Source organism: Neobacillus sp. SAB-20_R2A (assembly GCF_049568635.1).
In the GTDB taxonomy this organism is placed as follows: domain Bacteria; phylum Bacillota; class Bacilli; order Bacillales; family Cytobacillaceae; genus Neobacillus; species Neobacillus citreus.
Genome location: NZ_CP145895.1, coordinates 5,378,406 through 5,391,200, shown reverse-complemented (window position 1 = coordinate 5,391,200; position 12,795 = coordinate 5,378,406). Strand labels below are relative to the sequence as shown.

Genomic DNA, 12,795 nt, shown 5'->3' with positions numbered 1-12,795 from the left:
GAAAATGGCAGCAAATAAACCAATTATTGCAATTACAATGGGAGACCCCTCAGGTGTCGGACCGGAAATTATCGTGAAGTCCTTGAATGACAAAAACGTCTATGAAAACTGCCGCCCATTTGTAGTCGGCGATTTAAAAATTTTAAAAAGAGCTTTGGGTGTTACCAATGTTGATCTTCAATTAAACAGCATTGCAAATCCTGAAGATGCCAAGTATGAATACGGAACTATCGATATTATCGATCTAGATTTAGTTTCCGAAGATTTACCTTGGGGACAAGTTTCTCCAGAGGCTGGAAATGCAGCATTCCGTTACTTGGAAAAATCCATTTCTTTTGCGAACGAACAAAGAATTCACGGCATTTGTACCGCTCCTTTAAATAAAGAAGCGCTTCACAAAGCCGGCCATATGTATCCTGGCCACACTGAAATTTTGGCAGAATTGACCAATACAAAGGATTTCGCGATGATGCTTTCTGCACCAAACTTACGGGTGATTCATGTAACTACCCATATCGGCCTTCTTGACGCTATTCATAAAATTAATGCTGAGCGTCAATATACTGTCATCAAACTTGCGCATGATACATTGCAAAAAGCAGGGATCAAGTCTCCACGTATTGCAGTTTGCGGCATCAATCCGCATGCCGGTGAAAATGGCCTGTTTGGACATGGGGAAGAAGAAGAAAAGATTGTTCCTGCTATAGAAAAAGCGCAGGCAGAAGGTATTAATGTACAAGGTCCGCTTCCTGCTGATACCTTGTTCTTCAGAGCAAGACGCGGTGATTTTGATATTGTTGTAGCCCAATATCATGACCAGGGCCATGGACCAATTAAAGTATTGGGTCTGGAAGCAGGCGTAAATATTACCGTTGGTCTGCCAACAATCCGTACTAGCGTTGACCACGGAACTGCTTTTGATATCGCTGGAAAAAATATTGCGGATGAGCAATCATTAAAAGAAGCAATCCGCATGGCGATTGAATTGGCTCCTGAGAACTTGGCAATATAAATACGATGAAATAGAAGCAAGAGGTCATTATCCGATCTCTTGCTGCCTTTGTATGTGTGAAATTCTTTTATGAATAAGGTGTTTATTTTTGAAAGGGGAGTAGTACAATGTCTTTTCCTAAAATGGCGAAAATAAGACAAAAATTTCAAGTGGAAAGTTTACAGGATATCCCTGGAACGATTGCAGAACAATTTCAGCAAGTCAATGCCGATGAAAAAATCAAGCCGGGCATGGAGATTGCCATTACCGTAGGCAGCCGTGGGATTAACAATATCCCGTTAATCGTGAAGAGCGTGGCGGATGAAATTAGGAAGAGAGGCGCAACTCCATTTGTCTTTCCAGCAATGGGAAGCCACGGCGGCGCTACAGCTGAAGGGCAAAAAGAGATGGTCGAAAGCTTAGGTGTAACCGAAGAATACACTGGCTGCGAAATCCGTTCCTCCATGGATGTCGTGGAAGTTGGCGTAACGTCAGAAGGAATCCCTGTTTATGTAGACAAAATAGCTTACAATGCAGATGGCATCATCGTTATGGGCCGCATCAAGCCGCATACAGATTTTAAAAATAAAATTGAAAGCGGCGTCTTAAAAATGGCGTCGATCGGAATGGGTAAGCATAAACAAGCCCTGGCTTTACATACTTATGGCATCAAAGGAATCAGCGAAATGATGCCTGAAGTAGGGAAAGTGGCGATTGCCAAGTCCAATACTCTATTTGGAATTGGCATTGTGGAAAATGCTCATGAAGAAACGGCGATTATTGAAGCGATTGAACCGGATCAGATTGAAGAACGTGAAAGAGAATTATTGAAAAAAGCATTTACGTTGATGCCAAGCCTTCCAGTCGATGAAATGGATATTTTGCTCGTCGATGAAATCGGCAAAAACTATAGCGGTACCGGCTTTGATACAAACATTATCGGCCGGATCCGGGTGTTGGGCGTAGAGGAGCCGAAAAAGCCAAGCATCAAATATGTCATTGCCTCCAATTTAAGCGAGGTCAGCCACGGCAACGCTTTAGGAATCGGCTTAGCGGATTTAACTACCAAGCGTTTATTTGAAAAAATCGATATCAAAACCATGAACGAAAATGTCGTCACCAGCACCTTCTTAGCTCGTGCAAGTATTCCAATTGTCCTGGACAATGACGAAGCAGCATTGAAGGCAGCACTGCGCGCTACCTGGGGAGTGGCACCGGAACAAGCAAGAATTGTAAGGATTCCAAACACCCTCCACATCGGCGAACTATACGTATCAGAAGTCATCTTCAACGAACTAAAAGACAAAGACAACATCGAAGTACTAGAAGAACTCCAAGAAATGAAATTCGACCAAGATGGATATTTCTTGCCAATGCATTGATGCATGGGTGATGCATGGGGACGGTTCTTGTGCATCATTATTAAAAGCAGCTTTCAAAGTTGGAAGCTGTTTTTTTATATGTATTGGAAAGAGGAGTATTTTTACATAATATAGAAATGATGTTGATAGAATTTAAATAGGAGAGAGGTAATCATTATTCTCGGTATTGTATTCTGGATTTTTATCATTGCCTGCTTTGTGTTTAGTTTTGTCGGTCTTGTATACCCGATTATTCCTTCAGTGCTGCTCATTTGGGCAGGGGTAGTGCTGTATCACTTTGGAATTAACCCAAATGAACTTTCTTGGCTTTCGTGGACCATGCTTGCCTTATTGACAATTGTTTTATTTTTGGCGGATTATTTGGCAAATCTACACTTTGTCGATAAAGCTGGCGGTTCTAAATGGGGGATGCGGGCGGCAACACTAGGGTTAATCATCGGAAGCTTTGTGATTCCACCTTTTGGCGTCATTATTGTCCCGTTTGTTTTGGTATTAATCACGGAAATGCTGCAAAAAAAATCCTTCCTAGAATCCACGAAAGTGGCGTTTGCTACCTTGATTGCCTTTTTAAGCGGGACGGTTGCAAAGGCCGTTATCCAGCTGATTATGATTGGTGTGTTTGCTTTTGATGTAATTTTCTAAAAAGTCCTCCTTGGGTAGGTTTCGTTGGCCATCCCTTTTCGCTGTATCACTATTTTACATGGCAATCAAAATAGTAATTTCATCATCTGAAACTATTCCACTTTTATTTATTTTTTATTTAGTTCCATTATCACTTTTTAAACATAAGGATATGATAAGGAGTGGAATGTGATGAAAAAGGAACAGGATCAGTTTGATATCGAAACGCTTCAGCTTATTCAAAATAGACTTGATTATATTTACTCCATCGCCAAGAGGTATAACAGTGATCAGCCTGAATTAATGGACACGATTGAAAGTTTAGCAAACGTAGCAAACATGTTTGCAAAGAATAAATATGAAGAGTTGAAGGGTAAGGAAGTAACAGCGAGCCAACAAGGAAACATTGTAAGAAGGCTGGCAAACTCATACTCCAGAATGAGAGAGTATGAAAAACAAAAAGATACAGACTTTCCGGAATGGAAGCTTTGAAACATGGGTGATGCACGGGGACGGTTCTCGTGCCTCATTTTCGTTTTCTGAGGCACAAGAACCGGAAACATAGGGCCGGTCTCATTCCCCATTTCGAAAGCAGCTTGCTAATAAAAATTAGCAAGCTGTTTTATTTATTATGAAAATATAAATTCTGATGCAGACATTCATATTCTCGCAAAGAAAAACCCCTCCTGCTGCCATGAAGCAAAAGAACCGTCCCCATGCCTCATCCCCGTGTCTCACCTACATATAATTTCCCTCAGCGGGGATAATAAAGCCAACTTATCCTCAAATTGGAGATTTGTATGCAGAGCTTAGTAAAAATTTTGATTCCAAGACAGTTGTTTATGTTGCTTATTCTTTCGACTGGATTGCTTAACCATGTGATTCTTATCCCGAATTTGCTCACTGCTGCTGGGCGGGATAGTTGGTTAAGTGTTATTTTGGTTTACCCGATTGCCATCTTCTTTTCATGGCTAATTCACTTTATTGTCAAAAAAAGTCCGAAAGAGGGACTCTTTTCATTGATGAAACAGCGTTTAGGCAGGGTGTTCTCGACCATCCTGTTTATTCCGATGATGCTCTTTTTGTTGACAAGCTGCTATATCACCTTAAGGGACTTAATGATTTGGTTAAGTGCCTATTTTCTTGCCGATGCTCCCATTCTTATGATTAATATTATTCTAATTTCTGTATGTTTTCTTGTTACACTTGGCGGGGTAAAAGCAATGGCGATAGCGAGCGGATTCCTTTTACCGATTGTGATGCTGCTAGGGTTCTTTATTGCATTTACAAACATTCATCATAAGGATCCTAGTTTGTTGTTTCCAGTTCTCGCCGAGGGTTATGCCCCTCTTATGAAAGGGGCCATTTATGGACTGGCTGGTCTCCTCGAGATATACGTGGTTATTTTATTACAGCCATATTCCCAAGAACCTATTAAATTTAGACAAATGTTCGTTTTATTATCAATTTTAACGGGCTTAATATTGGGACCACTATCCGCCGCCATCATGGAATTTGGCCCAACAGATGCAGTCAATTTTCGGTATCCTGCCTATGAGCAATGGCGTATTTTAAGTATCGGTGAATATATCTCTAATTTGGACTTTTTCGCTTTATACCAATGGCTGAGTGGAGCATTAATCCGGGTAGGTTTATTCATGTATCTGCTAGGTACATTTTTCACTTCGAGGAAGCAACCCTACAGGCTGAACCCAAAGCTCGTTGTCGTTATGTATCTCCTTTTATTCGGTCTCATGATGATAAAAGTCGAGACTTTTTATTTCTATAAGGCTGTTTATGATTATTTCTTGCCGGCATGCATGGTATTTTTTCTAGTACAAATCCTGTTATCTGTTGTGCTTGTTTTAGTTTTTAATAAAAAGGGTGATCATCTTGGCAAGGACACGCAGCTCGACTCCATTTCATAAAACAGGTACAAACGAAAAAGCCGAAGAGCTAAAAAATCAATTTGCGAGGAGTCAGGATTTCCGATGTAAAGTGCATCATATAGGACAGGAAAGCTTTGAAATGCTTTATTTTGAGAGCATAATTGATGGGTATTATTTAGATCAATACATCCTGCCTAAACTTGGTTTTCATAATGAAATTCCTCTAAAAAACAAATTTAAATCCCTTTTTCAAGCAAAAGATATGACCTTGAAATCGATTGAAGATTTATCCGATTTGCTTTTTGAGGGAGAAGTCCTATTCAAAATCGATGATGTCCTTTTAAGTATTCTAGCATGCGACTTTCCCAAACGAATCCCTGAAGAGTCAGCGCTCGAGACTTCGATAAGAGGCCCAAAGGACGGATTTGTTGAGGACATAAGAACAAATATATCCCTTATCAGAAGAAGGTTGAATAGCTCATCACTATGTCTAGAAAAATACACGATCGGAAAAAGAAGTAAGACAAAAGTGGCTCTCATGTATTTAGAAGATGTCATTGATCAGAGAGTTCTTAATGAGATTCACAAAAGGCTGGATAAAGTCGAAACTGATGTTTTATTGAGTATTCATGAACTTGAGTCATTTGTCCGAGATCGTCCGTATTCTGTCTTTCCTACTATGGATTATACAGGGAGACCGGACTTTATTGTTCAGTCATTGAATCAAGGGAGATTTGCTTTGCTTGTGGACGGGAATCCTACTGTATCTGTCGCCCCCACTAGTTTACTGGTACAGACCAAATCTCCCGAGGACAATTACATCAGTTATGCTTATGTTTCAGTCGAGAGGATCATCAGACTGATAGGGTTAATGATATCCGCATTTTTACCCGGTTTGTGGATCGCCTTATCATCCTTTAACATTGAACAGATTCCATACACACTGGTAGCAACCGTAGCAGTCTCTCGTTTCGGCCTTCCTTTGTCTTCTCCCATTGAAATGGTGATTATTCTCTTTTTATTTGAGCTGTTTAATGAAGCTGGGGTACGCTTGCCGAGGGCGATCGGGCAAACGGTAGCGGTATTAGGAGGCTTAATTGTGGGGGATGCAGCCATAAGGGCAGGCTTGACATCTCCCACTATGCTGGTCATAACTGCGATCACCTATATTTCGTCATTTACGTTAGTGAATCAAACATTAAGTACAGGAATCACGGTTATCAGGTTTTCTGTTATTTTACTTAGTACCTTTTTCGGATTATTTGGAGTGGTGAGCGGCTTTATTTTAACGATATTTTATTTTTCAACGCTTTCTTCCTTTGGCATTCCATACCTCGCGTCGGTTGCACCTATAAGTGCAAAAGAAGTGATGAAGGCATTCTTAAAAATTCCGAATCAATTTTATAAATCGAGAGCTGCATCCACAAGCCCGAATGATCCCACAAGGGGCGATCAATCATGAGAATAATGAAACTCGTTTTGGTTATCGCCTGTTGTCTAATCTTTACCGGCTGTACGGGAATAAAAAATATTCAAGATATCACTTATATCGTGGCGATTGGTATGGATTATGATGTGAAAAAGAAGGAATATACTGCGTACATTCAAGGTTTGAATTTTGCCAATGTAGCAAAGACAGAGGGAGGGAGGCCTGTAGAACCGATTCCGACTTTTGTGGCATCAGCCACTGGTGAAACACTAAATTTGGCGGTAAGTAAATTATATAAAAAGTCAGAACCGCCTTTGTTTTTTGGACACGTTAAAACACTTGTGTTAAGTCAACAGTTAATCGAACACAAAGCGAAAGAAGTAATTAAAGAAGTAGGCAGAAATCGTTCACTTCGCCCCACGCTTAGAGTCGTAACGACAGAAGAGAATATCCAAAAGGTTTTTAATACAAAAGCATTATTTGACTATCCGGCGGTGTATACGGTGATTTTTAAAAAAGATGGCAGTGACCTGGCCGAGGATGAAATAAGGCCCACCACGCTCATGCGTTTTTTAAGAGACTATTATGAACCGATGGGGGCGGCCAAACTGCCATTAGTCAAAATTGATAAAAATAGTTGGAAGACTGAAAAGAACTTCCCCATTTTATTTTTTAATGGATATACTGTGTTTCAGCACAAAAAGTTTATCAAAGTTCTTCCTTTTAATGATGCAGTTTATATTAATTGGCTGCTCGAAAATAGGGTTGCATTAGATCGAAAAGTGTTAGATAACGGAAAGTTGGTAGCTGCTGTCAGGCTGACTACGCCAAAAATGAAAATAAAATACGAAAAGGGCGCAGCTTCACCAAAGTTTTCAATAGAGCTTTTTGCGCATGCTGATTTACTGGAAAAAATAGAGGATATCCCCATGAAAAAATTAAAGAATTTAATTGAAAGCGATATAAGAAAGAACCTTGAAACACTTTATAAAAAAGGGGTAGACGACCAGATTGATGTCCTAAACGCCGGGGAAAAATGGTATCGGGCCCACCCAAAACAATACCAACAATTAAAAAAATCAAAGAACTTTTATTTAGATAAAAAATCCCTAAGTAAAGTTACCGTTAAGGTACAAGTCTTTCATTATAATGCCTATAAATATGACCTGCGAGGCAATGGGGATTTTTGAGGCACGGGTTGAGGCACGGGGACAGTTCTTGTGCATCATTTTGGTGGTGCAAAAGAACCGTCCCTATTTATCATTTCCAGTAAAAACCAGGGGACAAAATGTAATCGCTTCCATTATAATAGAGATAGAAAGAGGAAAGGGGATGCAGCAATGGAACTATTAATGGAACTACTAGCCAACAACCTGTCGGAGGAGCCTTGTGAAGAAAATTCCCCAACAATAGAAGAAGAGAATTATGATGTGTCTGACTATGATTATAATAAGAGGATATGGTTTTAATAGATGAAACGCGGGGACGGTTCTCGTGCATCAATGATGCACGAGAACCGTCCCTTTGCTTCACCCTCAGTGAACAAAATGGTCGGTATTTTTATCAATATATAAAGTACCATCCTTTTGCAGTTCTGCGTAAAAAACGTCTGAAAGGTCTGTACCGTATTTGGCTAATTGTTCGTGGACCCAGGCCATATCTAGGTTAAATGGCTGAAGGTTCTCATAAATGATTTTCCCATCCGCTATTACCTGTATGGGAATCGGAATCTGCGCAGCTTGAGGCCCTCCCACGCCCATTGCCTGTGCCGGCAATGGTAAATCCCCGCGATTCAATGGCTGCTTTTGTTCTTTCAGCAAAACAGACAATTCCCCATTTGTCTCCAAAATCGCATAATCCACCTCCTCGATCGAAAAAACATCTTTATTCCTTAACAAGACTTGCAGTTCATCCATGTCGAGTCGCTGTTTTTTCAAGACATGCTCGAGTATTTTTCCTTGTTTGATAACGATGACCGGTTCCCCTTCAATAACCTTGCGGAAGGATCTTGATTTGACATCGTAAAACGCCACCAGCAGGGTCAGTCCGCACCATGTTAAAAGGCTGACAAAGCCTGAGGTAATCTTTAAGGTTGGGTCAACCGAAAACGACCCGGCAATCGCTCCAATGGAAATGCCGGTGATATAATTAAAAAAGGTAAGCTGTGAAACCTGCTTTCGACCCATTAACCTTGTTAAAAGAAAAAGTACCACAAAGGCACCGACTGCCCTCGCGAAAATCTCTACCACGAATCTCTCACCACCTAAATTGTTTATAAGCAATAGAAGTTTTTTTATTTTCACCGAAAACTATCATAAATATGCGAGAAAACCTGGCAGGAACGCGGTGGTGGTTCTTGTCTAAATGATGCATAAGAACCGTCCCCGTGCCTCACCCCTGCCTCGCTATGACCTTTTTCCTATGTTTCTTCCATTTCTCTTTATTGGTAGAAATAGTATAATGAGAGGAGAGTATTTTGAATATTTGTCAATTGATGGAAAACACAGTACCTACTAAGGGATGTCTTGAAGGAGCGGAGTTTTACATATGAAGGTCATGTCGATTGCTGCCCTTTTTGATGAGCATATGGGGATGAATGAAGCGTTAGGAAAATTAGTTGAGAGTCCGGAATTAACGATTTGGTATAGGGATTTGTCAAAGGATACGTTATGGGTATCGAAGGGAAATGCCGCCATCTATGGGTATACACAGGATGATTTTATGAATAAACCTTTTCTGTGGCGGAACTCTGTATACCCGGACGATCGGTGGATTCTTGACGATGCAATCGCCCGGCAGCTTACGGACAGCCCGACGACCGTGGAATATCGCATTATTCGTTCGGATGGCGAAGTAAGGTGGATCGAGAATCGCACCCATTCGATTTTGGATTCGAATGGAAAAGTCAGCGCTATTAGCGGGTCCATCTATGACATTACCGAGCAAAAAAGAGAGTCCCTACAATTGCAGGAACAGCTCATCATGAACGAAAAAAGGTATAAGTCACTTTTTAACTACAACCATGATTTAGTATGTTCCCTGGATTTAAAAGGGAAAGTGACGAGTGTCAATAAAAGCTGTGAGGCTTTAACTGGATACAGTGAAGCAGAGTTGATGAGTAAGTCTTTTAGAGATTGGGTTTATAAGGCCGATCTACCTAAAACCTATCAAGCTTATAAAATTGCGAAAAGTGGCCACTCCGAGCGGATGGAATTAAGAATCGTCCATAAAAGCGGTGAAATTCTCTTCACTAGCACAACCAGCATTCCAATTATGATTGATGAAAAAATGGTCGGTGTGTACTGTATTATCAAAGACATCACCAAGCATAAAAAACTGCAGAAGGAATTAGAAGAAAACAACCTGCGTTACAAATCGCTTTTTGAACATAATGCAAACTGTGTCTTCTCTATTGATTTAGATGGGAAGTTTACAAGTATTAATTCTGTTTGTGAAAATCTTATGGGGTATCGAAACGATGAATTGCTAAAGCAGCAATCTTTTCAAAGGTTCATTGTTCCGGAAAAGCTGCCAGATACCATCTATCATTTTGAACAATGTAAAAATGGCACACCGCAAAATTTCCGAACGTCCATTAAAAATAGAAATGGCTTGATTGTTCATGCCAACGTGACCATTGTTCCCATCGTTCAGGATGGGCAAATTAATGGCGTCTTTGGCATTGCACAGGACATTACCAATCAGGTGAAAATCGAAGAAACCAATGAGCATATGGCGTACCACGATTATTTAACCGGCCTGCCCAACCGAAATAAGTTAAATACGACCCTTTCGAAGGAATTGGTTCTTGCTCAAGAACGAAACCAGCAGGTGGCGATTCTCTTTTTAGACCTTGATCGCTTCAAGTTGATCAACGACACGCTTGGCCATACGACTGGAGATCATTTATTAAAGGAAGTAGCGGAACGGATGAAGTCATCCCTGCACGATAAGGACATTGTGTTCAGGCAGGGCGGAGATGAATTTATCATTATTTTAAAAAATGCCGATCGCGATGTCGCTTCCATCGTATCGAGAAGAATACTCGATATTCTGAGTGAGCCTTTCCAAATCGAAAACTATGATATTTTTACATCTCCGAGCATTGGAATCAGCATGTATCCGGAAGATGGCGAAAGCGTGGAAATCCTTATCAAAAAAGCGGATTTCGCCATGTACCATGCCAAGAATGACGGAAAAAATAATTTTAAATTTTATTCCCAAAAAGAACGTAAATCCAACATGAATCCATTGAAAATCGAGATGGACCTCCATAAGGCGCTGGAAAAAGAAGAGCTGCTTCTTCATTACCAGCCAAAGGTGAATTTAAAAACAGGGAAAATAACCGGGGTGGAGGCGTTAATCCGCTGGAACCATTCGGAATTTGGGATGATTGCTCCCGGTACCTTTATCCCGATCGCGGAAGAAACTGGGTTGATCACTCCTATTGGCGAGTGGGCCTTGTTTACCGCCTGCAAGCAATGCAAGGACTGGCAGCGCAAAGGTTTTTCGACCACGGTCTCAGTTAATCTCTCGGCACGTCAGTTTACGCAATCCAATTTGCATGAAACCGTTGCAATCGTCTTGTACGAGACGGAGTTAGAGCCTCGATTTTTAGAGCTTGAGATCACGGAAAGCATGACGGCCAGTATTGAACGGACTATTTATACGTTACAAAAGCTAAAAAAGCTTGGTGTGCGGATTAGTATCGACGATTTTGGAAAGGGATTTAGTTCGTTAAATTACCTGCAAAAATTCCCCGTCGATACGTTAAAAATTGATCAGGAGTTTGTCCAGCGTGTGCACAAAAACCCAAATGACGAGACCATTGTCAAAACGATCATTTCGATGGCGCACAATTTAAACTTGAGTGTGGTAGCGGAAGGAATCGAGACAAAGGAACAGTTATTGTTCCTGCAGCAACATCTTTGTGACGAAGGGCAGGGTTACTTTTTTACAAAACCTGTAGCGGCCGAAGAAGTTGAAAACAATTGGTTTGCCATTCAGCAGATGGTAAAGGAATTCGGCTTATCTCAAGACGTCAACGAACGCAAGTGGGCGGAAGAATTCGTCAGGATTGCGAGAAAAGAATTAAATGAAACCATCCGCCTTCAGCAAGGGATGACCTTTAAGTATAAAAAAATTAATGGCCGTTTCATTCATACCCTGTGTGATGGGGAGTTGCTGTATCGGCTTGGCCTTATCCCTAGTCTTGTTGTAGGAAAGAGTTTAGCAGAGTTTTTACCTAAGGAGTATGCCGAAGACAAGGAAGTTTACTATCAAAGGGCTTGGGACGGGGAAGAACATGTTTCCTACGAAGGCGAGCTGAATGGCGTTACCTACCTTGCTGCGTTAAGCCCGATTAAACGAGGCGGGGAAGTCGTCGAGGTCATCGCTTCGTGTGTGGATATTACGGAAAGAAGAAAAGTGGAGAAAGCCTTGCATGATAGTGAAAATAAGTACCGGTTGATTACGGAGAATATGACCGATTTGATTATTTTATTTGATCGGAACGGAAAGAGTGTTTATGCCTCTCCGTCTCATCAAACCGTACTCGGTTATGCTCCTGAATTTTTTATAGGAAACAATACGGCACATCTGATTCATCCGGAAGATGCCCAGCTTATCGAGAAGCTATTTGCAGAGGTGTTGGATAGCAAATCTCCGCTGAAAGTGGAACTTCGCTTTTTACATGCGAACGGGGATTGGAGACTGCTGGAATGTAATGGCACGCCGGTTATTGGTGAGAATGGAGAAGTGGAACATATCATGGTGGTCAGCAATGATATTACCGAGAAAAGAAGAGCAGAGGAGCTGCTATCGAAATCGGAAAAATTATCATTGGTGGGTGAGCTAGCGGCCGGTGTTGCCCATGAAATCAGAAATCCGATGACCTCGATTAAAGGGTTTATTCAGCTATTCCAGCAGGGAATCATCAGGGACGAATATTTTGATGTGGTACTTGGCGAGTTCGACCGGGTGGAGGACATTATTAAGGAGTTTCTTTCCCTGGCAAGACCTCAGGAAATCCAGCTGAAGCAAGTGAATATTCCAGTTTTGTTAAAAGAGGTGGAGACCTTAATCAAATCGGAGGCGCACCTGAAGGATGTGGAAATTCTGCTGGAAATAGAGCCAGATCTCCCGACGATAATGTGCGACACTAACCAAATCAAACAGGTGCTGTTGAATCTCTGCAAAAATAGTATGGATGCGCTGGATACCAAACGAAAAGGTCTGATTAAAATCACGGTAGGGGTTGAGTGTAACCAGCTGCTGCTTCAGGTCATCGATAACGGAATTGGAATCAGTGAGGAGCGTATCAAAAGACTTGGTGAGCCTTTCTACAGCAACAAGGAAAAGGGGACAGGCCTTGGCCTGATGATCTGCTTTAGAATCATCAAGCAGCACAATGGAACGATCACCTTTCAAAGCAAAGGAAACCACGGTACCACCGCGCAGGTGAGGCTGCCGTTATAGGAGATA

10 protein-coding genes are annotated in these 12,795 nt (G+C 41.3%); 9 read left to right on the top strand and 1 reads right to left on the bottom strand.

All coding sequences use genetic code 11. From position 1 onward, the window contains the following. The first annotated feature begins 4 nt into the window (after window positions 1-4). From pdxA to V5M37_RS26440, 8 genes are all read left to right on the top strand, one after another. Complete coding sequence (pdxA, locus tag V5M37_RS26475) at window positions 5-1,012, top strand: 4-hydroxythreonine-4-phosphate dehydrogenase PdxA (RefSeq protein WP_423799857.1); 1,008 nt, start codon at window positions 5-7, stop codon at window positions 1,010-1,012. A gap of 107 nt (window positions 1,013-1,119) precedes the next feature. Further along, window positions 1,120-2,373: a lactate racemase domain-containing protein gene (locus tag V5M37_RS26470; protein WP_423799856.1), complete on the top strand. Its 1,254-nt coding sequence runs from the start codon at window positions 1,120-1,122 to the stop codon at window positions 2,371-2,373. A gap of 198 nt (window positions 2,374-2,571) precedes the next feature. Next, window positions 2,572-3,015 (top strand): DUF456 domain-containing protein, encoded by a 444-nt coding sequence (locus tag V5M37_RS26465; RefSeq protein WP_423799855.1) that lies wholly within the window; start codon window positions 2,572-2,574, stop codon window positions 3,013-3,015. A gap of 171 nt (window positions 3,016-3,186) precedes the next feature. Further along, the gene (locus V5M37_RS26460) at window positions 3,187-3,486 is read left to right on the top strand and encodes a hypothetical protein (protein ID WP_423799854.1); all 300 of its coding nucleotides are present in this window, start codon (window positions 3,187-3,189) and stop codon (window positions 3,484-3,486) included. 308 nt (window positions 3,487-3,794) lie between these two features. Beyond that, window positions 3,795-4,922, top strand: coding sequence for a GerAB/ArcD/ProY family transporter (locus V5M37_RS26455; protein WP_423799853.1), 1,128 nt, complete (start codon window positions 3,795-3,797; stop codon window positions 4,920-4,922). Continuing rightward, entirely contained in the window at window positions 4,888-6,345 is a 1,458-nt protein-coding gene (locus V5M37_RS26450) for a spore germination protein (protein WP_423799852.1), read from the top strand. Before V5M37_RS26455 ends, V5M37_RS26450 begins: the two co-directional genes overlap by 35 nt. Next, window positions 6,342-7,502, top strand: coding sequence for a Ger(x)C family spore germination protein (locus V5M37_RS26445; RefSeq protein ID WP_423799851.1), 1,161 nt, complete (start codon window positions 6,342-6,344; stop codon window positions 7,500-7,502). The genes V5M37_RS26450 and V5M37_RS26445 overlap by 4 nt, the downstream gene beginning before the upstream one ends. A 30-nt stretch (window positions 7,503-7,532) precedes the next feature. Next, window positions 7,533-7,781 (top strand): hypothetical protein, encoded by a 249-nt coding sequence (locus tag V5M37_RS26440; protein ID WP_423799850.1) that lies wholly within the window; start codon window positions 7,533-7,535, stop codon window positions 7,779-7,781. 66 nt (window positions 7,782-7,847) lie between these two features. On the opposite strand, the gene V5M37_RS26435 is transcribed toward V5M37_RS26440, so the two are convergent. After that, on the bottom strand, window positions 7,848-8,561 hold the full coding sequence (locus V5M37_RS26435; protein ID WP_423799849.1) for a DUF421 domain-containing protein: 714 nt from the start codon (window positions 8,559-8,561) through the stop codon (window positions 7,848-7,850). Between the two features lie 298 nt (window positions 8,562-8,859). On the opposite strand from V5M37_RS26435, the gene V5M37_RS26430 reads away from it, so the two are divergent. Continuing rightward, window positions 8,860-12,789: a PAS domain S-box protein gene (locus V5M37_RS26430; protein WP_423799848.1), complete on the top strand. Its 3,930-nt coding sequence runs from the start codon at window positions 8,860-8,862 to the stop codon at window positions 12,787-12,789. Window positions 12,790-12,795 lie beyond the last annotated feature (6 nt).

What these genes read in the sequence shown, in the direction of transcription:
- pdxA (WP_423799857.1), top strand. Translation starts at nt 5, where the DNA reads ATGGCAGCAAATAAACCAATTATTGCAATTACAATGGGAGACCCCTCA.
- V5M37_RS26470 (WP_423799856.1), top strand. Translation starts at nt 1,120, where the DNA reads ATGTCTTTTCCTAAAATGGCGAAAATAAGACAAAAATTTCAAGTGGAA.
- V5M37_RS26460 (WP_423799854.1), top strand. Translation starts at nt 3,187, where the DNA reads ATGAAAAAGGAACAGGATCAGTTTGATATCGAAACGCTTCAGCTTATT.
- V5M37_RS26455 (WP_423799853.1), top strand. Translation starts at nt 3,795, where the DNA reads ATGCAGAGCTTAGTAAAAATTTTGATTCCAAGACAGTTGTTTATGTTG.
- V5M37_RS26445 (WP_423799851.1), top strand. Translation starts at nt 6,342, where the DNA reads ATGAGAATAATGAAACTCGTTTTGGTTATCGCCTGTTGTCTAATCTTT.
- V5M37_RS26430 (WP_423799848.1), top strand. Translation starts at nt 8,860, where the DNA reads ATGAAGGTCATGTCGATTGCTGCCCTTTTTGATGAGCATATGGGGATG.